Origin of the sequence: Acinetobacter sp. 479375 (assembly GCF_000581715.1) — a bacterium.
Taxonomy (GTDB): domain Bacteria; phylum Pseudomonadota; class Gammaproteobacteria; order Pseudomonadales; family Moraxellaceae; genus Acinetobacter; species Acinetobacter ursingii.
This window is the reverse complement of record NZ_JEZN01000009.1, coordinates 11,463-31,811: the sequence shown is the minus strand read 5'-3', so window position 1 is coordinate 31,811 and position 20,349 is coordinate 11,463. Positions and strand designations below refer to the sequence as shown.

At 42.2% G+C, this 20,349-nt stretch carries 22 protein-coding genes; 14 read left to right on the top strand and 8 right to left on the bottom strand.

The window, feature by feature from the left end; translation table 11 throughout:
* Positions 1-9 precede the first annotated feature (9 nt).
* The gene (locus J500_RS09355) at positions 10-1,161 is read left to right on the top strand and encodes a methionine aminotransferase (RefSeq protein ID WP_004985971.1); all 1,152 of its coding nucleotides are present in this window, start codon (positions 10-12) and stop codon (positions 1,159-1,161) included.
* Between the two features lie 107 nt (positions 1,162-1,268).
* A complete protein-coding gene (locus J500_RS09350; protein ID WP_004995622.1) occupies positions 1,269-2,636 on the top strand; it encodes an MATE family efflux transporter in 1,368 nt (455 codons plus the stop codon).
* Between the two features lie 50 nt (positions 2,637-2,686).
* Here J500_RS09350 and J500_RS09345 read toward each other — a convergent pair whose 3' ends face one another.
* Positions 2,687-3,523: an SDR family NAD(P)-dependent oxidoreductase gene (locus tag J500_RS09345; RefSeq protein ID WP_004985978.1), complete on the bottom strand. Its 837-nt coding sequence runs from the start codon at positions 3,521-3,523 to the stop codon at positions 2,687-2,689.
* Between the two features lie 195 nt (positions 3,524-3,718).
* Between J500_RS09345 and J500_RS09340 the strand changes: the two genes are divergently transcribed.
* The 5 genes from J500_RS09340 (at position 3,719) to J500_RS09320 (ending at position 8,140) form a co-directional block, all read left to right on the top strand.
* A complete protein-coding gene (locus tag J500_RS09340) occupies positions 3,719-4,405 on the top strand; it encodes a TetR/AcrR family transcriptional regulator (RefSeq protein ID WP_034699295.1) in 687 nt (228 codons plus the stop codon).
* A 201-nt stretch (positions 4,406-4,606) separates the two neighbouring features.
* The gene (phoB, locus tag J500_RS09335; protein ID WP_004985981.1) at positions 4,607-5,317 is read left to right on the top strand and encodes a phosphate regulon transcriptional regulator PhoB; all 711 of its coding nucleotides are present in this window, start codon (positions 4,607-4,609) and stop codon (positions 5,315-5,317) included.
* Between the two features lie 10 nt (positions 5,318-5,327).
* Positions 5,328-6,686, top strand: coding sequence for a phosphate regulon sensor histidine kinase PhoR (gene phoR, locus J500_RS09330; protein ID WP_004985986.1), 1,359 nt, complete (start codon positions 5,328-5,330; stop codon positions 6,684-6,686).
* A gap of 153 nt (positions 6,687-6,839) precedes the next feature.
* A complete protein-coding gene (locus tag J500_RS09325) occupies positions 6,840-7,274 on the top strand; it encodes a GlcG/HbpS family heme-binding protein (protein ID WP_034699293.1) in 435 nt (144 codons plus the stop codon).
* Positions 7,275-7,288: 14 nt separating this feature from the next.
* Positions 7,289-8,140, top strand: coding sequence for an SDR family oxidoreductase (locus J500_RS09320; RefSeq protein ID WP_034699291.1), 852 nt, complete (start codon positions 7,289-7,291; stop codon positions 8,138-8,140).
* An 80-nt stretch (positions 8,141-8,220) separates the two neighbouring features.
* On the opposite strand, the gene J500_RS09315 is transcribed toward J500_RS09320, so the two are convergent.
* The 4 genes from J500_RS09315 to pncB form a co-directional block, all read right to left on the bottom strand.
* Positions 8,221-8,730 carry a GNAT family N-acetyltransferase gene (locus J500_RS09315; RefSeq protein WP_034699288.1) on the bottom strand — a complete coding sequence of 170 codons (510 nt, stop codon included), beginning with the start codon at positions 8,728-8,730 and terminating at the stop codon, positions 8,221-8,223.
* Between the two features lie 182 nt (positions 8,731-8,912).
* The gene (gene asd, locus J500_RS09310; protein ID WP_034699285.1) at positions 8,913-9,764 is read right to left on the bottom strand and encodes an archaetidylserine decarboxylase; all 852 of its coding nucleotides are present in this window, start codon (positions 9,762-9,764) and stop codon (positions 8,913-8,915) included.
* Positions 9,761-10,609, bottom strand: a complete 849-nt coding sequence (locus tag J500_RS09305; protein ID WP_034699282.1) for a sulfurtransferase — start codon at positions 10,607-10,609, stop codon at positions 9,761-9,763. Before J500_RS09305 ends, asd begins: the two co-directional genes overlap by 4 nt.
* A 105-nt stretch (positions 10,610-10,714) precedes the next feature.
* The gene (pncB, locus tag J500_RS09300; RefSeq protein WP_004985997.1) at positions 10,715-11,923 is read right to left on the bottom strand and encodes a nicotinate phosphoribosyltransferase; all 1,209 of its coding nucleotides are present in this window, start codon (positions 11,921-11,923) and stop codon (positions 10,715-10,717) included.
* Positions 11,924-12,087: 164 nt separating this feature from the next.
* On the opposite strand from pncB, the gene dtd reads away from it, so the two are divergent.
* On the top strand, positions 12,088-12,528 hold the full coding sequence (dtd, locus tag J500_RS09295; protein ID WP_010588672.1) for a D-aminoacyl-tRNA deacylase: 441 nt from the start codon (positions 12,088-12,090) through the stop codon (positions 12,526-12,528).
* 44 nt (positions 12,529-12,572) lie between these two features.
* Here dtd and J500_RS09290 read toward each other — a convergent pair whose 3' ends face one another.
* From J500_RS09290 to serB, 3 genes are all read right to left on the bottom strand, one after another.
* On the bottom strand, positions 12,573-13,052 hold the full coding sequence (locus J500_RS09290) for a hypothetical protein (protein WP_004986003.1): 480 nt from the start codon (positions 13,050-13,052) through the stop codon (positions 12,573-12,575).
* Positions 13,053-13,206: 154 nt separating this feature from the next.
* On the bottom strand, positions 13,207-13,542 hold the full coding sequence (gene aciT / locus J500_RS09285) for a ciprofloxacin tolerance protein AciT (protein WP_004986004.1): 336 nt from the start codon (positions 13,540-13,542) through the stop codon (positions 13,207-13,209).
* A 425-nt stretch (positions 13,543-13,967) separates the two neighbouring features.
* Positions 13,968-15,188 carry a phosphoserine phosphatase SerB gene (gene serB / locus J500_RS09280; RefSeq protein WP_004986013.1) on the bottom strand — a complete coding sequence of 407 codons (1,221 nt, stop codon included), beginning with the start codon at positions 15,186-15,188 and terminating at the stop codon, positions 13,968-13,970.
* Between the two features lie 59 nt (positions 15,189-15,247).
* On the opposite strand from serB, the gene J500_RS09275 reads away from it, so the two are divergent.
* The 6 genes from J500_RS09275 to J500_RS09250 all read left to right on the top strand — a co-directional run bounded on the left by J500_RS09275 (position 15,248) and on the right by J500_RS09250 (position 20,338).
* Positions 15,248-16,558 (top strand): hypothetical protein, encoded by a 1,311-nt coding sequence (locus J500_RS09275; RefSeq protein ID WP_104794652.1) that lies wholly within the window; start codon positions 15,248-15,250, stop codon positions 16,556-16,558.
* A 289-nt stretch (positions 16,559-16,847) separates the two neighbouring features.
* Complete coding sequence (ribBA, locus tag J500_RS09270; protein ID WP_004986032.1) at positions 16,848-17,969, top strand: bifunctional 3,4-dihydroxy-2-butanone-4-phosphate synthase/GTP cyclohydrolase II; 1,122 nt, start codon at positions 16,848-16,850, stop codon at positions 17,967-17,969.
* A gap of 11 nt (positions 17,970-17,980) precedes the next feature.
* Positions 17,981-18,451 carry a 6,7-dimethyl-8-ribityllumazine synthase gene (gene ribE / locus J500_RS09265; protein WP_004986034.1) on the top strand — a complete coding sequence of 157 codons (471 nt, stop codon included), beginning with the start codon at positions 17,981-17,983 and terminating at the stop codon, positions 18,449-18,451.
* A gap of 3 nt (positions 18,452-18,454) precedes the next feature.
* Positions 18,455-18,904 (top strand): transcription antitermination factor NusB, encoded by a 450-nt coding sequence (gene nusB / locus J500_RS09260; protein ID WP_004986036.1) that lies wholly within the window; start codon positions 18,455-18,457, stop codon positions 18,902-18,904.
* 14 nt (positions 18,905-18,918) lie between these two features.
* Positions 18,919-19,836 (top strand): thiamine-phosphate kinase, encoded by a 918-nt coding sequence (gene thiL, locus J500_RS09255; protein ID WP_004986037.1) that lies wholly within the window; start codon positions 18,919-18,921, stop codon positions 19,834-19,836.
* Positions 19,814-20,338, top strand: a complete 525-nt coding sequence (locus J500_RS09250) for a phosphatidylglycerophosphatase A (protein WP_004986040.1) — start codon at positions 19,814-19,816, stop codon at positions 20,336-20,338. The genes thiL and J500_RS09250 overlap by 23 nt, the downstream gene beginning before the upstream one ends.
* The last annotated feature ends 11 nt before the right edge of the window (positions 20,339-20,349 follow it).

The window sequence follows — 20,349 nt, the reverse complement described above, 5'->3', positions numbered from 1 at the left end:
GATTGAGCCATGCAACTGTTATCCAAATTGCCTGATCAGGGCGTGACTATTTTCAGTACCATGTCTGCGTTGGCTCAACGTCTCAATGCGCTCAATCTCTCACAGGGTTTTCCAGATTTTGCGGCACCGCCAGATTTGATTGAAGCATTATGTGAAGCCACTCGAAATGGACATAATCAATATGCCGCAGGCGATGGCTATTTACCGTTACGCCAACAAGTCGCGCTACAATTTCAACAACGTGATCAGATTACACTTGATCCATTCACTGAGATCACCATTACCCCTGGCGCAACCATTGCCTTATTTGCCGCGATTCAAGCCACCATTCATCCGGGCGATGAAGTCATTATTTTTGACCCAAGTTACGACAGTTATGATCCTGCGGTACGGGTTGCAGGCGGTGTTCCTGTGCATATTGCGTTAGATGCCCCTGAGTTTAAGGTCGATTGGGACAAGGTTGCAGCGCAGATTAGCTCACGCACCCGTATGATTATCGTCAATACCCCACATAATCCAACAGGGACGATCTGGTCATATCAGGACTGGCAACAGTTAATTGCGCTGGTGGAAAAATATGATTTGCTGGTTTTGTCAGATGAGGTCTATGAACACCTGATTTTTGAGGGTGCTCGACATTGGAGTGCATTACATTTTCCTGAGTTACGTGAACGTAGCTTCGTGGTGGGTTCTTTTGGTAAAACCTTTCATGTGACCGGCTGGAAAACAGGCTATTGCGCTGCCAGTCCAACACTGATGCAATTATTTCGGCAGATTTATCAATATGCCAACTTTTGTGGCAATACCCCTGCACAAATCGCATTAACCCAATACATGCAGCAGCATCCCGAACACATTGCTGAACTGGCCGATTTTTATCAACACAAACGAGATACGTTTAATCTGGGTCTACAACAATCCCTGTTTGGCTTTACTCCTTGTCAGGGAACCTATTTCCAGACCGTCGACTACACTGAGATTCGCCCTGACCTGAATGATGTCGAGATGTGTTACTTTTTAGCCGAGGAAAAAGGGATTGTGGCCATTCCACTGTCTGTGTTTTATCAACATCCGCCTAAGGATTTGCGTTTAATCCGTTTCTGTTTTGCTAAAACAGAACAAACTCTACAACGTGCTGTACAGTTACTGAATGCTTGTTAACTCAGGTCAAGTCTTCGCGTAAAATAACAATCTTTTTTAAAGCAGCATGTTATTTTGTTAGTCAAGGATATCCATCACAATAACACTGACAAATTCATGGAGAATGAATGCCCCCTCACCGTCCACTGATTCAGCAACAAAAGCTCTGGAAGACCTTTCTGGTGTTTTTACTGCCGTTGATTGCCACCAATATCCTGCAAAATCTTTCAGGTACGATTAATACCGTTTTTGTCGGACAAATGATGGGGGTCAATGCGATTGCTGCGGTTGCTGTATTTTTTCCCATTCTATTTTGTTTGATGGCATTTGTGATTGGATTATCGGCAGGTTCTACTGTTTTGGTTGGACAGGCATGGGGCGCGCAAAATTTTGAAAAAGTGCGCAGTGTAGTCGGTTCAACCCTATTTATGACCCTGATTGGCGGCAGTATTATTGCCGCCTTGGGTGTATTTTTTGCGCCTCATATTTTATTGGCTTTAGGTACAGATCCAAGTGTTTTACACCTTTCTTTGCCCTATGCCCGCTGCATGCTCGCAGGTAGCCCTTTATTATTTGTGTATATTATTTACACCTCTATTTTACGTGGTGTCGGCGATAGTATTACACCGTTGGTGGCATTGTCTTTAACCAGTTTAATTGGTTTGGTGATTACACCTGTGCTGATTGCAGGCTATTTTGGTTTTCCCAAACTGGGCATCATTGCTCCTGCGATTGCGACGATTACAGGCAATGCATTGGTGATTTTGTTTTTAATCATTTATTTGAATAAAAAAAATCACCCACTCAAACCCGACTTGGCTTTGCTCAAACATATCCGTTATGACGCGGAACTCACTCGACTCATTTTACGTTTGGGGATTCCAACAGGTATTCAAATGGTCACCACCTCAGTAGCTGGACTGGTCGTGGTGGGACTAGTCAATCGTTTCGGCGCACATGCAACGGCGGCCTATGGTGCAGTTAATCAGGTTTTGAACTATATTCAATTTCCCGCTTTATCTATTGCGATTGCGGCATCAATTTTTGGTGCTCAAGCGATTGGAATGGGTAAATCAGATTTATTGGCGCGAGTCACTCGTACAGCTTTGTGGATGAATATCATCATTACTGGAACATTGGTGATATTGGCGTATTTATTTTCAAAATATCTAATGGCGTTATTTATTACCGATGACAGTGTGGTTCAACTGGGACAGCAGCTCTTATTTATTGTGTTGTGGTCCATTTTATTTTTTGGTGCCAGTGCTATCTTCGCCTCGATTATGCGCTCAAGCGGTACCGTGACCATGCCTATGCTGATTAATATTGCCGCAATTTTATGTATTGAAGTGCCTTGCGCCTATTGGTTTAGTAGTCTCTGGGGATTAAAAGGCATCTGGTATGCTTATGCTCTGGCTTTTGTCAGTCTGTGCATTTTACAAGCTGGCTATTATCAATTTTTCTGGAAGAAAAAAGCCATTAAAGCGCTCATTTAGTGGCATAAAAAAAGCCCACTTTTTTTGGTGGGCTTTTGAACATTTTTGTATTACATTTTATTGGTCAATTTGGTACCAAATTCGCTAACACGCTGATAACCTGTCGGTAGGAAACGCTGCATCAAATCCAGTACTTTTGCATCATTACCAATTAATAAACGGCGTTTATCTTTACGCACTGCCGCTAAAATTTGACGTGCCGCTTCTTCTGGCGGACAACGCAATAATTTATTAAACGCCTTAATTGATTTTTCAGGATGCATACCCAGCGTTTTTAGGCTTTCATTCATTTTTGCTGAATTGGCAATGTTGGTACGAATACCGCCTGGGTGTACGCAAAGTGCACTCACCCCACAGTTTTGCATATCCAGTTCTTGACGCAAAGATTCAGTAAAACCGCGTACCGCAAATTTGGTGGCGTTGTATGCCGACTGAGTAGGCTGCGCAATGAGACCAAACAGACTGGAAATATTCACAATATGTCCATCTTTGCTTTGTTTGATAAAAGGTAAAAATTCTTTGGTGCCATACACCACACCCCAGAAATTAATATTCACAATCCATTCCAGTTCTTCATAGCTCGCACCCTCTACAGTCGAGCCCAATGCCACACCAGCATTGTTAAAAATCATATTGACTGAACCATGATTTTGAACGGTTTGTTCAGCCCATGCTTTTACAGCATGACGATCCGATACATCCAGTTTTTGTGTAGTGACACGAATATTATAAGGTTTAAGCAGTTCTACTGTAGCTGCAAGTCCTTGTTCATTGATATCACTCAGTGACAAATGGCAACCTTCTTTTGCCAATAAAACAGCAAGTTGCTGACCTATACCTGAACCTGCTCCCGTAACCGCAGCGACTTTATTTTTAAAATTTTTCATTGCCTGACCTTTTCCCTTAAATAGGTGTACACAAACCCATGCTGATGTACCTGATTCAATCACTATATTTTTGACAATACGTATTGTCAATACAATCTATCCGATCTAGAGTAAATACTCAAACAAATGACTGACGCGGTTATTTTGTTTAAAACTTGCTAAACTCTGCATAACCAACGAGGACGCCTGTAATCAATGACCACCCCCGAAACTGATTCAAATACCAGACCAAAGCCGACAAAGGTCAATAAAGAACGTCAATTTAAAGGACTGTCTTTAACCGAACGTAAGCATGCGCGTCGTGAAAAACTCATTGAAGCAGGCATTGAAACTTATGGCACACAGGGGTTTTTTTCGGTCACAGTCAAAGACGTCTGTAATGAAGCCAAGCTAACAGAACGTTATTTTTATGAATCCTTCAAAAAAAGTGAGGATTTATTTCAAACTATTTTCTTAAAACTGATTGAAACCTTACAACAGAATGTCATGCAAAGTGTCATGCAAGCGGCTCCCGATCCAGCCAAAATGATCGATGCAGGTCTGGGCGCATTGTTACGTACCTTGAAAGATGATCCTCGTTTGGCCCGCATTATTTATATTGATGCCATGCTGGTACAAGAGCTGCATAATCAGGCCACGATTCAGGAAACCATGCTGCGTTTTGACCGTATGATTCAAGCTTTTGTCATGCTGATGATGCCGAATTTACAACGTTCAGAACAGGAAGTTTCGTTAATTGCAACGGGATTAAACGGTTATGTTACCCAGATTGCAATTCGCTGGGTGATGGGTGGTTTTAAACAGTCTCAGGAAGATGTTCTATTTGCTTGCCGCACGGTATTTTTATCCCTTGTACAAACATTTTCCCAGAAACAAAAATAAATTTACTGTTCATTAAAGCCATTAAAAATTGAGTCTTTGTCATGAATTGGTCATCAGCCACGCAATTTTTTGTCACAATTCATGTTAAAAAAACCCGTTCTGATGAATTTTGCAATGATACTGTCATAATTAATCTTTGTAATAAGCCTGTCATAAATAAAACGGTCCGCCGTTCAATAAACTAAATAGGGTAATTGCGTTGTGAAAGATGACTATATTTTAATCGTCGATGACGAACTTCCCATCCGTGAAATGATTCATACTTCACTGGATATGGCGGGCTTTCAATGTTTACAGGCTGAAGATGCCAAACAAGCACACCAAATGATTGTTGATCAGCGCCCTGCCCTGATTTTACTGGACTGGATGTTACCGGGTGGCGTAAGTGGTGTTGATTTGTGCCGCCGTTTAAAACGCGATGAAACCTTGTCTGAAATTCCTGTGATTATGCTCACTGCACGCGGTGAAGAAGACCATAAAGTACAAGGTCTGGATGCCGGCGCAGATGACTATATGACCAAACCTTTTTCGACACGTGAATTGGTCTCCCGAATCAAAGCTGTATTACGCCGTGCCAATGCATTAAATGGTGAAAAAGCTATTGACGCCAATGGATTGATTTTAGATCCTGTCAGTCAGCGTGTCAGCTTTGGAACTCATATTTTAGAGATGGGGCCAACCGAATACCGCTTACTGGCTTTCTTCATGACCCATCCTGAACGTGCCTATACTCGTGCGCAATTGCTGGATCAGGTCTGGGGCGGTAATGTTTATATTGAAGATCGTACCATTGATGTACATATTCGTCGTTTACGGAAAGTCTTAGAACCTTTTGGCGCAGATCGATTTGTACAAACCGTGCGTGGTACAGGTTATCGTTTTTCAACACGTGCAGATTTAGCACTAGGTTAAAATACCCTTTATGTACGAACCCTATCCCGTCCCCGATCTTGCCCGTGAACATAAACGTTTTCGCTACAGTAGTTTATGGACATTTGCCAAACAGGATTTAAGACTGCTGGCTTTTTTGCTGATCATTGCAGCGTTTGTGGGATTTGGTCTCGACCTTTTAGGTATTTGTATTCTGATCGCCTTTTTGATCTTTTTTGTGCTGCAACTACGTTCACTGTACATCGTCAACGAATGGATTTCCAATCGTCCTTACGACACGCCACCTAACCTGAATGGGATTTGGGGTGCCTTATTATTTAACGTATATCGTGCCCAACGGCAGGAACGCGTAGTTCAAGCAGAAATGGTGGGACTCATCGATCGCGCTCAGTCTTCATTGGTTGCTTTAAATGAAGCTGTGGTTTTGATTGATGATTTACAACAAATCGAATGGTGTAACCCTGCGGCGCAGCATTTGCTGGGCATCAGTCTGTTGGATCGCGGCACCAATGTGTTAGGGATTTTAAGACAGCCCAGTTTCATTGAATACTTTAATCATATTGATCAGGCACCTGATGGTATCAAGCTTAAATCCTCGATACTGGACGATCATTATGTACAAATTAAATTGACGCCTTTTGGGGGCGATAGTGTATTGCTGGTCGCTTACGATATTACGCGTATGCATAATCTGGAGCAAATGCGTAAAGACTTTGTCGATAATATTTCACATGAGCTACGCACGCCATTGACGGTCTTGAGTGGCTACATTGAAACTTTTACCGATCAGGAAGATTTAAATCCGCGCTGGAAACGTGCCTTTGATCAGATGCAATCCCAGACCAAACGGATGAATGCTTTGGTCAATGATTTGCTCTTGCTTTCAAATCTGGAAAATAACAAAAAAATTGCTAAAAACCAGATTATTGAGATGCCAAGTCTGATGAATCAACTGTTTGACGATGCACAGGCGTATAATGCCGATTATGGACATACGCTCAATCTGGATATCGATAGTCACTGTGATTTGATTGGTTCAGATATGGAAATTGCCAGTGCCTTTAGTAATCTGATTACCAATGCGATTAAATATACCCCCAAAGGCGGCATCATTACCATTGGTTGGCATGATGATGGCGAACATGGTTATTTTACCGTTCAGGACAATGGTATCGGTATCGACCCCAAACATTTACCACGTTTAACTGAACGGTTTTATCGGGTGGATAGTGCACGAAGCCGTGCCACAGGCGGAACGGGACTCGGACTTGCGATTGTTAAACATGTTTTGATGCAACATGGTGCTTATCTGGATGTAGTATCCAAAGAAAATAATGGTTCTTTATTTAAAGCTGTTTTCCCTAAAGAACGCTTGTATCAAATGGTCTAAATTTGACCCAAAAACAAGATTACAATGAACTTAACGCATCGACACCAAAGGCATTCAAACAAATAAGAATGTACCTGAAACCGACTACATAATAACTGTCCATTATTTTTTATATTAAAACTCCAATCTAATAAAACAAATCGCAAAGTCCTTATGAATACGATTAAAACGGTGAATCTGGATATTGCTCAGCAATTACTGGATATCGGCATCTCAAAAGCAAAAGAGCTGCAATCTCCATCTAATATCGCAATTGCGGATGCTTATGGCTATCTTCTCGCACATGTCCGTATGGATCAGGCTCAACTCCCGAGCATCGAGCATAGTATTAATAAAGCTTATACCAGTGCTTTATTTCAAAAGCCAACCCAAGAATTAAAAGAACCGAGCGAACCCAACGGTGAACTTTATGGCTTAAATAATACGCTGAATCAAAGAGTGATTGTTTTTGCAGGGGGTGTTCCACTCTTTTTGGATGAACACGTAGTGGGTGCTGTCGGTGTCAGTGGCGGTACAGCCGAGCAAGATCAAAGCATTGCTCAGGCGATTGCAGATCATTTTAATCAAACCCAAGAAAGATCCATTTAAAAGGTGATAAACACATGAGTAAAAAGATATTAATTACAGGCGCAGGTTCAGGTTTTGGCAAATCAGTTGCTTTTAAATTAGCAAAACTTGGTTATGAGGTGATCGCAACAGTTGAAGCCGTTGCACAGATTCAGACCTTAAAAGACGAAGCACATCAACAAGGGTTAAATATCCAGTTTGAAAAACTGGATATCACCAATGATATTGATCGTGAGTTTATTTCTAATTTTGAAATTGACATTTTACTCAATAATGCAGGAATTTCAGAAGGTGGTGCTGTGGTTGATATTCCTGAATACCGATTGCGTGAGCAGTTCGAGGTGAATGTATTTGGGACAATTTTACTGACCCAAAAATTTGCCAAACAATTTGTTGAACGTAAATCAGGAAAAATTATTTTTATTTCCTCAGTCGCTGGCTTGACCACTGATCCATTTACAGGTGCATATTCTGCGTCTAAACATGCCATTGAGGCTTTTGCAGAAGCGCTAAATAAAGAATTGCATGAATACAATGTCAAAATTGCCACAGTAAATCCTGGCCCTATCTTAACTGGATTCAATGACCGTATGTTCGAGACATGGAAGCATTGGTACCCAGAAGATCAAGCCAATACTGTATTTGACTATAGCCAACTTGCCTTTCCGCATAAACAATACGATCCAGAGCAAGTCTCTGACATTATTGTCAGGGTAGTAACAGAAGAGCAAAAAAACTATCGTAATTTGGCACCCAAAGAGATTGAAGCAGATGCAAAAAAACAAATGGCTGAAAAATGGGATCGACTGATCCACACAGATGCAAAACGTGATCCTTTGGTTGAAGACGCCTATACGCTAGAGCCAGAAACACCCAATGGAAAGTAGTCTGATCTGAGATCATCATCAAAAAGCCGATGAAAGTATCATCGGCTTTTGAGCTAAAACAACCATGCTATTATTGAGTTTTATGATGAAGTTGCATTAAATGCCTCGTGATAACTCACGCTTCCTTTCGGAATAGTATTCACAAAACTGATCGCTTGAAAATACTTCGGGGGCACATCTGGTAAAACAAGCTCAGGATACGCTTTAAAGCCAAAACGGTAATAATACTCAGGATCACCTAACAACACACATCCTTTGGCACCCAATTGTTTGAGTTGTTCAAGCACAGCACCCATTAGTTGTGAACCAATACCTTGTCCTTGCTGTTCAGGCCAGACCGAGATCGGACCTAAACCATACCAATCGGTTTCACCCGATGAAATACGCACAGGTGAAACCGCAACATGACCAACAATCGTTCCATACTCAAGAGCGACCAAAGAAATGGTGAGTTGACCATCTTTACGTAACTGATTCACAATAAATTGTTCAGTATGGCTCGAATGTTGTTCATTTAAAAACGCAGCCTCAGTTAACGCTTCAATCGTCTGGATGTCTTGCTGTTGTTCATGTCGAATTTCAATACTCATTCAAACTTTCCTGATTTTATTGCTCTGCTGCAAATGCCAGTAAATTCTTTTAATTTAATTTTTGTAGCTTCATTTAGTTGATAGTCGTGATTTATAAAAATATAACAATTTCAATCATTAAAAAATGAACCTCTCAATGCATTAAAAGCCCTAAATCTAGAGCTTTTAATGTTCATTCTAACTTAGAGCGAATGCCCCAGTTTTTCACCCATCACCACGACGGAATTGGCTTTAAACTGATTTTCCCATGCCATTTTATCTTTTTCAAATAATACAACGGCGGTGGAACCTAAATAAAAACGTCCCAATTCAGCGCCTTTTTCAAGTTTCATTTGATGTTGTTGTAATTCTAAGCGCCCAGTTGGTTTGACTTTCCCGGTTGCCACTGTTTCAATTCCCGCCACAATCATGGCACCGACTAAAACCACTGCCATGCGACCGAGTTCAGTATCAAATAAACACACCATGCGTTCATTACGGGCAAATAATCCTGGTATATTTTCAGCCGTGACTTGATTGACAGAAAATAATTCACCTGGCACATACAATGTTTCGGTTAATGTCCCCGAAAATGGCATATGCACACGATGGTAATCTCGTGGCGATAAATACACCGTGGCAAATTGACCATTTTTAAATGGCTCTGCCAATTGCGGATCACCGATCAATTTTTCAACAGAGAAACTTTGACCTTTGGCTTGAAAAATATCGCCATCATTAATTGTTCCAAGCTGAGAAATTGCTCCATCTGCTGGTGATACGATACTCGTCGCGGAATCATCAACCACACGTACTCCATCTTTTAAGGCACGCGTAAAAAACTCGTTAAAAGATTTGTATTTTAAGGCATCACCCTGCTGAGCAATCGAAAGATCAATGCCATATTTCGCTTTAAAGGCCTGAATCACTGCGGTTCTAACGACCACATTTTCACTAGCGGCCACTTTACCTACCACTCGGCTGAGCTGATGCTGAGGAACAAGCGATTGAGCTTTAATAAATAAGTCTTTTTTTAATCGTGATGTAAAACTCAAAGCGGATTCTCTCCAGTAATAATTGGACTATCGAGGCGATTGCCCCATTCACTCCACGCCCCATCATAAGCACGAATTGGCCACTGTAGTAAACGACCAATAATATAAGCCAAACCCGAACGATGATGCGATTGACAATACACCACCACAGGTTGATCAAACTGAAAACCAAGTTGTTGCAATCGGGCTTGGGTACGTTCAAGTGGGTGCAATTTTAGATGATTTTGCCGATCAAGTGCAGTGCTCCATTCAAAATGAAGTGCGGCAGGAATGTGACCACCGCGTCGCGCCGCCAAACGTAAACCTGTATATTCATCTGTGGTTCGACAGTCCCATAATTGGATATTATTGGAATCCACCTGCTGTTTTAGCTCATCATATTCAATTTTATATTGAGCCACTTTGGACAAATCAACCTGCACCAGATTTTCAACAGGCGCTATCGGTTCGATCTCTGAAGTGGTTGGAAACCCAGCACCCAACCATGCATGAATCCCGCCGTTTAATAAACTGGTTCGGGTGAAACCGAGACAATGTAAATTCCAGATCAGACGTCCTGCCCATGCCCCCCCTTCATCGTCATAGACCACGACATGGTGGTCAGGCGAGAGATTAAGATACTCGACCAATTGCTGAAGCTGCTCGATCGATGGCAAAACACCTGTGGCTTCTTCATGCTGTGCCACCAATTGCTTAGGCTTCAGTTGAATCGCGTGGGGAATATGCAATTGTTCATAGACTGAGCTACGACTCAAATCTACAATGCGTAGATGTTCATTTCCCAGATAAGGAACTAAATCTTCCGCCTCAATCAATAGGCCAAAGTTAAATTCAGGTGCCGTCATTGCAAATCATCGCGTTGCATTAATAGGTAGCTCGATCTTAACATAAGCATTTTCATGGTTTTGCTGATTTTTTACCAATGTTTAGCAGAAAATTAGCTAAAAAAATCATTCAACTTCTTCAGGAATTTCAAAAACCTGACGTAAATAAGCCAAAAATGTATCATTATCAGTCATGGTTTTACCTGGGCTATCTGAGATTTTGGCCACAGATTGACCGTTACATTCGACCAGTTTCAGCACAATATTCAGTGGTGTTTGTCCCATATCATTGGTGAGATTAGTGCCGATCCCGAAACTGACTTTAAAACGATCCTTAAAGTATTGATGCAATTGCCATGCCTTTTCCAGATTCAATCCATCACTAAAAGTTAGCATTTTGGTCTGGGTGTCAATTTTGAGATGACGATAATGCGCATAGGCTTTATCGCCCCATTCATAAGGATCACCACTATCATGACGCAAGCCATCAAACAGCTTGGCAAAATACAAATCGAAATCACGCAGAAACGCATCCATTCCAACCACATCCGTGAGTGCAATCCCCAAGTCACCACGATATTCCTGTACCCACATTTCCAGTGCTGCTTTTTGAAAATCACGCAACCGCACATCTAAAGCCTGGAAAGCCTGTAAAAACTCATGTGCCATGGTGCCAATTGGGGTAATTCCCAACTCTTTGGCGAGCAAAACATTACTGGTTCCACGGAAAATATCAGGTGTGGCTTGATGGAACTCTTCAACCACATGTTTTTGCCATTCAAAACTATAACGGCGACGAGTACCAAAGTCTGAGACCAGAAATGGTGGATCATTTGGATGTTGCTGCGACGAATATTGTTTTAAAAGCGCAAGTTTGGCTTGTAAACGGCGCTCACCCTCAGCCAAAACAGCATCAGTACGGATACGGCGAAAATACAATTCGTTGACGATTGCCAAGACAAAAATTTCAAACATCATCGCTTGAACCATCGGACCTTCGACCCAAATGTCCAGACGACCTTCTTCATCGATGCCTGTTTTGATAAAGCGGCGTTTTAACTGAAACAGTTCCAGATAGTCCACAAAGTCACTTTTGATGAAACGAAAACTGCGCAAATATTTCAGTTCATCGTCCTTAAATTTCAAAGTGCATAAATGGTCTAATTGTTCGTCCATTTCAGACAAAATATCCGTTAATGGATACACCGTATCTTCTAAATTTCGACAGCGAAAATGATAAACACTATGGGTTTGCGGAAACTTATGTAATACCACCTGTAACATGGTGAATTTATATAAATCTGTATCTAGTAATGAGTGAATAATTGGTGACATAAAGGTGTCAGTAATTTGGATAAACTTATTGCATTAAAGCATATTTTGGTCGTTAAAATCGCAAGGATTTGTATAAAGCATTGCCACTTTAGTGGAACATGAATTTTATTAAGCAAAAAGTATTTCTGTTAAAATCACCGCGGTTTAAATCAATGATGATGTTTATGCGTGCATTAATACAACGAGTTTTACAGGCTAAGGTGGTCGTCGATGGGCAAACCACGGGTGAAATTCAACAAGGTCTATTGGTTTTTTTAGGACTAGGCCGCGAAGATACCTTGCAAAAGGGCCAAAAACTGATTGATAAAATTTTAAAATATCGCATTTTCGATGATGAAAATGGCAAGATGGGCTGGAATTTATCTCAAGCTCAAGGGGGACTGTTGCTGGTTTCCCAGTTTACCCTGATGGCGCAAACCCAAAAAGGCTTACGACCCGATTTTGGTCCTGCCATGCCGCCGAGCGAAGCAAAAGAGCTGTATGAGCAACTCGTTATCTACGCGCAAAGTCAGTTTGCAAATGTGCAAACAGGTATTTTTGCCGCAGATATGAAAGTGCATTTAGTTAATGATGGGCCCGTGACCTTCCAGTTGGAAGTCGAATAAAAAAATCCTCACCCTAAGGGATGAGGATTTTCTACAAGCGCGATTTACTTGCCTGTTTTTTGCTTAATAAACAAACGTGCTTGCTTTAACTTTTCTTTAACTGGTTTTGGAAGCTTGGGTGGAATCAGTTTTGCCGCCTGATTAAACCAAACCAATAGACCAAAATCACCTTCCATTTTGATACTACCGTTTTGCATACCAGTCATAAATGCCGTCGGATCGCCTTTCATCAAGGTTTTTACTGCTTGTTCGCTATCTGCAAATTGCAAAATAAAATCAGCCTGCTCTGGGTGGCCTGCCACTGTTTCAATTTGACCACGATTGACAATAATCTGACGCGCAAAGCCTAAGTCCGTTCCAATCTGGATCCGAAATGCACGATCATGTGTCATTTCAATAAACTTGGGACTAGTCCGTGCCAATTGCTTCATCCGCAAAGCCAAACCTACAACGAGCAAATCCAATGGATCTGTGCTGACATCAACCAATGGTAACTTTACAACAGGTAGAGCAGAAAGTTTCATGACAATTCAAGCCTATTCGTATTCTTATGGAACTAAACGCGATCATCCTAGCATAAATGTAAGCCCTAAAATAAAAGCTTTGTATTACAAAACATAATAAAACGTAAAAAGCGCAGGTTAACCCACGCTTCTTCATTTCACCTATCAGCCGATGTTAGCGACTAGAGCATTGTTGCTGATCATCCTCATACACTGGTGTATGTTCAATGTATTGACGATTTGCCAATGCTTTTTGCGCCAAACGGTCTTCTCTTAACAACACCAAGGTAACAGCAACCATCGCTAGACTTAAGGCAGTTAAATAACTATAGGTGACAGGCATCTCAAAAAGTGTTTGTACGCCATAACGGACGACTTCCAAAAGTCCCCAAAAAAACATGCCTGCCAACATAAAACCAAGCCAGCGACGGTAAGGTGAGAAGAAAACAATAGCTAGTGCAAGTGCAATCAAACCAAACCCTGAGAGTGTGGCGAAATTCGCTGTTACCATACTAAACCTCCGTCTAAGATCATTCTCTGGGTCATAAGACCTTGAGTTCATCCCCGAAACCGTAATCAAATCAACACAGATCTGTGTTGACGAAAATATCTGTTTAATCGTGTTAGATGCATTATGGAGAGTTTTTGCAAGAAAAAAAGTCCTGATTTTTTCTTATACGACACATATTGTCGCAACATTATTTTGTCATTACATTCTGCATGTTTCAAAAACCTACGAAGTGCCTGATCCTTTCATCGCTCGCGTGTCATTACAAAAAACTATCGCTAAAATTTGATGCTTTTTAAAAATTTTTATACAGAGTTATTTCAAAATTTAACAGCCGACAAACGGTGCAAAAGCACTTGATTCCAGTTAATTTATTGATTAAAAAACGCGGCATTTAAATGCCGCATTTTTTTGAACATCTAAGCAGATTAAGCACGATTTAAATCTTTATCATGCATACCAAGCAAATACAGTACGCCATCCAAACCTACACTGGAAATGGCTTGATTAGCATTTTGACGTACCAACGGTTTAGCACGGAAAGCCACGCCTAATCCCGCAATCGACAGCATGGGTAAGTCATTGGCGCCATCGCCCACAGCCATGGCTTGTTCGAGTGAAATGCCCATTTTATCCGCCAGTTGGGTCAACAATTCTGCTTTACGTGCTCCATCGACGATCGCGCCTTTGACTTCACCAGTTACAAAGCCATCTTGTACATCCAGAATATTGGCATGTACTTCATCAATACCCAGTTTTTGCTGTAAATATTCAGCAAAATATTGAAAACCACCCGATAAAATCACGGTTTTATAGCCAAGTGCTTTGAGCGTTGAAATCAAACGCTCTGCACCTTCGGTAATGGTCAGCCGTTCCGCAATTTTTGGTAAAACCAAGGCATCCAGACCTTTCAGCAAAGCCACACGCGCACGAAAACTTTGCTGGAAATCAAGTTCACCTTGCATGGCACGTTCGGTAATCTCAGCGACTTGCTCACCTACACCTGCCTCAAGTGCCAACTCATCAATGACTTCTTGTTCAATCAGGGTCGAGTCCATATCAAAACAAACCAGACGGCGGTTACGACGATAGGCATTGTCTTCTTGAACTGCAACATCGATATTGAGTTCACCCGACAAGCTTAAACAGGCGGCGCGCATCGCTTGCGCATCCAGCATTTGTCCACTTAAACCAAACTGCACACAGGCGCGGCGTGGCGCGTTATCTTCCAGATCTCGCGCTAAACGCCCTGACAGGCGCGTCACGGTTTCAATATTAAAACCTTGATTAGAGACAATTTTGGTAACCGCCTGTAGATGTGAAGCGGTTAATTCTGGTGCCAGCGCTGTCACGATGTAACGGGTTCGTCCACCTTCACTCACCCATTGATCGTATTCTGCACTTGAAATCGGTTTAAAGCGCACAGTCAAACCAATATCATGTGCTAAAATCAGGATTTCCTTCATGGCAAGTGCGGTTGCGGTTTCATCATCCGATGCCACCACGATGCCGAGGGTCAATTGGTTATGAATCACCGCTTGCCCTACATCCAGTATTTGCAATGAATGTACAGATAAAACCTGCATTAATCGGGTAAACTGATTCGGTTGATCAGGTCCTAAAAAAGAGATAAGAATGATTTCTCGCATGAATTGACTCGGGTCTGAGCTGCAACTATTGTTAGAATGATAATCGAATTTGAATCTATTTGCCTTGGAAGTTTACGTTGAACGCACCTAGACAGGGGCTATTTGCTAGCCTATTAATCGTAAGTTTTGCTTTGCATACCTTTTTACTGGTGATTGCAACGACGCATCAGCTCAATGAAAACCGTGCCAGTCAGGGTCAACTCATAACCAGTCAACTGGTTACTGACAGTTTGACCGAACTGGAACCAGCCAACACGGTTTCTCTGGCACTTCTGGCAAATCGCTATGCAACCAATCCAAGTGTTGCCTCGATTCGAATTTTAGATGCAAACAAACAGGTATTGGCCACGAGCGGTATGTCACAAACCCGTCAGGGCGAAGTATTTGTGCGTGATGCCCTGCAAAATGAAAAGAAAGTCGGAAGTATTGAAATCACCCTGATTCAACCGAGTATTGGTGAAATTCTAAGAACCCAATGGTTAGCAATCTTGGTGTCATTTCTGATTCATGGCTTATTGTGGCTGGCTTACCGTGCCATTGCCCGCCCAAGCCGCAGTGAATATCTGGCACGTATCAATAACGAATCACGCCTGAAACATGAGATTCAACAACTCACCCAAGCCCTTGAGCTTGAAAAACAAAATACTGTGACCTTGGTTGCACAAGCTAAACAACAAGCCAAACCAAAAGTCACCGCTGTAAGTGAAACATTGGAGCAAGATGCTCAAGTCGATCATACTCTGGCACTAAATATTCAGTTTTATGACCCTAAACAATTATTGAACAGTGTCAACCAATCGGTTTCTGTGCCTTATTTTAAACTGTGCCAGATTTTCCTGAATAAAAGCATTGAACTGTGCGCTAAACATTATCAACTCAGTCCATCGAGTATCAATGTCATCCATGAGTTTAATGCCAATGGTGCAGATTTAAGTATTTCAGATCAGGACGCACATGCGGTTGAATGTTTACTGATGATTGGCTCAGTATTCCAGCTATTGTCAGATGTTCTATATAAGCGTTATCGTGAAGACAAGCGTTTTGCCTTGCAAACCCGTTCCGCGACTTCAACCGCAGTGGCTGCCATGCAACTCGATGCTGTACAGGCAGCGCAACGTCTCACCAGCCATTTACATGCCAAAGAGTCAGCTTTACATTTAAATAATGAACAGCTTAAGGCGATTAGTGAATGCTATCAGTTAGTCGCAATGCCAAATCCATCCAGTGTTTTGACCCGTCACGCCTTCATGCAAAATGGCATGAATACTGAATGCGCAGAAGTTGCCCAACAGATTCGTACAGAAATTTTGATGGGTAAAAAAGCCAAAGCATCGATTGAAAATCAGACAGACCCACAATCGGAAGCCTAAGAACAATTTTTTTGCAAGACTCCCCAATTTGGGGAGTTTTTTATTTTTAAACGCTAAGTCTTTGAAATTATATTTTTATCTGAATATCTGAAAAGTCTTTGATTAAACAATCAGCAAAACCAGCCTATTTCATAATTAGAATACTTTTCAAATGAATTCACTTATGTGTATAAAGAGAACCCTAGAACTAAATGATAGAAGCATAGGCAATTCTGACCAAAACACGGTAGACTATGCAACACATTGTGAACGTAACTGTCTTTTGGACAGCATCAAAAGGTGAAGGCTCATGCCGTTGAGTAATGTTGAGGAACTGGTCGCGGATATCCGTGCGGGTAAAATGGTCATCTTGATGGATGATGAAGATCGCGAGAATGAAGGTGATTTGGTCATTGCCGCGACCCACGTGCGCCCAGAAGATATCAACTTTATGATTACCCATGCGCGCGGTCTGGTGTGTTTAACCTTAAGTCGTGAGCGTTGCCAACAACTGAATTTACCGCTGATGGTCGATCATAACGGTGCACAACACGCAACCAATTTTACCTTGTCAATTGAAGCCGCTGAAGGCATTACCACGGGGATTTCTGCGGCTGAACGTGCGCATACCATTCATGCCGCAGTTGCTGCGCATGCCAAACCTGCGGATATTGTTCAACCCGGTCATATTTTTCCGCTTATGGCTCAACCAGGTGGAGTTCTTCACCGCGCAGGTCATACGGAAGCGGGCTGCGACTTGACTCGTCTTGCGGGGTTGGAACCTGCGTCTGTGATTTGTGAAATTATTAATGAAGATGGCACGATGGCACGTCGTCCAGATTTAGAGGTGTTTGCTGAAAAACATGGTTTAAAGATTGGAACCATTGCCGACCTCATTCACTACCGCATGACCAATGAACAAACGGTTGAACGTTTGGGTCAACAAACCATTGAAACCGAATATGGTTCATTTGAACTGTATCGTTACCGTGAAATTGGCAATCCCGATATTCATTTGGCCTTGGTCAAAGGTGAACCTAAAGATGGCGTGACCACGGTTCGTGTCCATGGTTTTAATCCCGTCCGTGATTTACTTAAACTGAATAAGCAAGATGGCGAACCTGCATGGAATTTAGATCGTGCACTCAGCACCATCGCTGCGGCTGAACGTGGAGTTTTGGTCTGGATTGGACAGGATCATTTACAGGATTTAGGCCCAGCGCTTGAGAGCATGAATAAGCCAAAACCCGTAAAATCCAATGCAGCACTATCCCACCAATATCAAACTATTGGCGTTGGCGCGCAGATTTTACGTGATTTGGGAGTAGAGAAAATGAAGCTCCTTAGCTCACCTTTACGCTTTAATGCACTGTCAGGCTTTAATTTAGAAGTGGTAGAATATATTTCTGCTGATCAAACGATAGAAAATTAATCGAGGTTATTATGGCAATTCGCCGAATTGAAGGTTTATTACATCTCGCGAGCGAAGGTCGTTACGCGATTTTAGTGGGTCGTTTTAACAGCTTTGTGGTTGAGCATTTGCTTGAAGGTGCAATTGACACCTTAAAACGTCATGGTGTGAGTGAAGACAATATTACTGTGGCTTATGCACCAGGTGCATGGGAACTTCCGATTGTTGCAAAAAAACTGGCAGCATCTGACAAATTTGATGCCATCATTGCACTAGGCGCAGTGATTCGTGGCAGCACACCACATTTTGACTTTGTCGCTGGTGAATGTGCCAAAGGCTTGGGCGTGGTTGCACTTGAAAGCACACTTCCTGTCATCAATGGCGTACTAACCACTGATAGCATTGAACAGGCGATTGAACGCTCTGGTACAAAAGCAGGCAATAAAGGCTCAGAAGCTGCATTGACTGCAATTGAAATGGTTAATTTGTTAAAGGCAATCTAAGGCATGTCTCAAACACTTCAAGCCGTATATGCGGCAAAACGTAAAGCACGTCGTTTTGCGGTACAAGGTATTTATGAATGGCAAATGAGCCACAATCCTGTACATGAAATTGAAGCGCGTACTCGTGCCGAAAATGCCATGCATAAGGTTGATCTTGGTTATTACCATGAGCTGTTGACTCAAGTCATTGCAGATCGTGACAATCTGGATACTTTGCTGATTCCTGTACTGGATCGCGAGCTTAAAGCACTGGATGGTGTCGAGTTGGCAACTTTGCGTTTAGGTGCATATGAACTGCGCGATCATCTGGAAATTCCTTACCGCGTGGTGCTGGATGAAGCCATCGAACTTGCCAAACATTTTGGTGGTGCAGACAGCCATAAGTACATCAATGGTGTATTGGATCGTTTAGCTTCCACACTGCGTGAAGCTGAAAAACAGCAAGCTCAATAAGCTACTATTAAGTCATGGCTGAGTTTTCGATTATCGAGCAATACTTTACTCGTCCCTTTACGCAACAGGACGATATTGGCATCGGTGATGACTCAGCTATTTTGACCCCTCCTACCAATCAACAATTGGTGATTTGTACCGACACACTGGTTGCAGGTCGACATTTTCCACTTGAAACCTCTGCCCATGCCGTTGGCTGGAAAAGTGTGGCGGTGAATTTGTCTGACATAGCGGCTATGGGGGCAAAACCTCATAGTATTTTATTAGCATTGAGTCTACCCAACATCGACCATGACTGGCTACAAGGCTTTAGTCAGGGACTTTTCGATTGTTGCGATCGATTTGGTGTCGCACTGATTGGTGGTGATACCACGCAAAGTGCACACCTCACCATTACCGTCACAGCACTCGGTTATATTGAATCAGGTCAGGCGATTTGTCGCTCAGGCGCTCGGGCAGGCGATTATATTGTGGTGAGTGGGCAGGTGGGCGATGCAGCCTACGGTTTGCAACATTTAGGTGGAGCGTTACAATCCAGATTAGACTATCCAACCCCACGTTGTGAACTCGGTCAAACCCTTAAGGGATTAGCCTCTAGCATGATCGATGTTTCAGATGGCTTGGCACAGGATTTAGATCACATTCTCAAAGCGTCCAATGTCGGCGCTAAAATCTTTTTGGATCAATTGCCACTTGACCCGGCCGTTCAAGCACTGCCAAATCAACAAAAATGGCAATATGCACTGGCGGGTGGTGATGACTATGAACTTTGTTTTACAATAAGTCCGCAAAACTACGAAAAACTTTTGCAACAACAATTAAATGTCAAGATTACAATGATTGGCCTGATTACACAGACCACAGACTTAATATTTGAACACGATGGTCAAAATCATCCTGTTCAATTTCATGGATATCAACACTTTGCCTAAACCCTCCATTCCTTTTCAAACGATGCGTTGGTCAGATCGACTGATTACCTTTTGTGGTGTTGGCTTTGGTTCAGGGCTTCTGCCTAAAGCGCCAGGAACCTTTGGTTCTGCGTTTGCTTTGTTATTTATTCCGATTTGGATATGGCTCGGGTTTTATCCGTCTGTTTTTGTGATCATTCTCATGAGTCTGGTTGGGATTTATATTTGTGGAAAAACCGCAGATTTGATGGGGGTACATGATGATGGGCGCATCGTTTGGGACGAATTTTCAGGTCAATCCATTACTGTTCTGCCTTTAATCTTTTTTAATCTAATGAATATACAATGGGCACTCATCAGCTTCTTGTTGTTTCGCCTGTTTGATGTCTGGAAACCGTGGCCGATTCGCGTGATTGATCGACGCGTAGAGGGTGGTTTTGGTATCATGTTGGACGATATTATCGCAGGGCTTTGGGCTGCGCTCTGTATCGTCATTTATTTATTGTTTGGTCTAAGCCGTTAAGTAGGTTATTC

Coding starts and splice junctions, on each gene's coding strand:
- J500_RS09355 (WP_004985971.1), top strand. CDS start 10: ATGCAACTGTTATCCAAATTGCCTGATCAGGGCGTGACTATTTTCAGT.
- J500_RS09350 (WP_004995622.1), top strand. CDS start 1,269: ATGCCCCCTCACCGTCCACTGATTCAGCAACAAAAGCTCTGGAAGACC.
- J500_RS09345 (WP_004985978.1), bottom strand. CDS start 3,523: ATGAAAAATTTTAAAAATAAAGTCGCTGCGGTTACGGGAGCAGGTTCA.
- J500_RS09340 (WP_034699295.1), top strand. CDS start 3,719: ATGACCACCCCCGAAACTGATTCAAATACCAGACCAAAGCCGACAAAG.
- phoR (WP_004985986.1), top strand. CDS start 5,328: ATGTACGAACCCTATCCCGTCCCCGATCTTGCCCGTGAACATAAACGT.
- J500_RS09325 (WP_034699293.1), top strand. CDS start 6,840: ATGAATACGATTAAAACGGTGAATCTGGATATTGCTCAGCAATTACTG.
- J500_RS09320 (WP_034699291.1), top strand. CDS start 7,289: ATGAGTAAAAAGATATTAATTACAGGCGCAGGTTCAGGTTTTGGCAAA.
- J500_RS09315 (WP_034699288.1), bottom strand. CDS start 8,730: ATGAGTATTGAAATTCGACATGAACAACAGCAAGACATCCAGACGATT.
- J500_RS09305 (WP_034699282.1), bottom strand. CDS start 10,609: ATGACGGCACCTGAATTTAACTTTGGCCTATTGATTGAGGCGGAAGAT.
- pncB (WP_004985997.1), bottom strand. CDS start 11,923: ATGTCACCAATTATTCACTCATTACTAGATACAGATTTATATAAATTC.
- dtd (WP_010588672.1), top strand. CDS start 12,088: ATGCGTGCATTAATACAACGAGTTTTACAGGCTAAGGTGGTCGTCGAT.
- J500_RS09290 (WP_004986003.1), bottom strand. CDS start 13,052: ATGAAACTTTCTGCTCTACCTGTTGTAAAGTTACCATTGGTTGATGTC.
- aciT (WP_004986004.1), bottom strand. CDS start 13,542: ATGGTAACAGCGAATTTCGCCACACTCTCAGGGTTTGGTTTGATTGCA.
- serB (WP_004986013.1), bottom strand. CDS start 15,188: ATGCGAGAAATCATTCTTATCTCTTTTTTAGGACCTGATCAACCGAAT.
- ribBA (WP_004986032.1), top strand. CDS start 16,848: ATGCCGTTGAGTAATGTTGAGGAACTGGTCGCGGATATCCGTGCGGGT.
- ribE (WP_004986034.1), top strand. CDS start 17,981: ATGGCAATTCGCCGAATTGAAGGTTTATTACATCTCGCGAGCGAAGGT.
- nusB (WP_004986036.1), top strand. CDS start 18,455: ATGTCTCAAACACTTCAAGCCGTATATGCGGCAAAACGTAAAGCACGT.
- thiL (WP_004986037.1), top strand. CDS start 18,919: ATGGCTGAGTTTTCGATTATCGAGCAATACTTTACTCGTCCCTTTACG.
- J500_RS09250 (WP_004986040.1), top strand. CDS start 19,814: ATGGATATCAACACTTTGCCTAAACCCTCCATTCCTTTTCAAACGATG.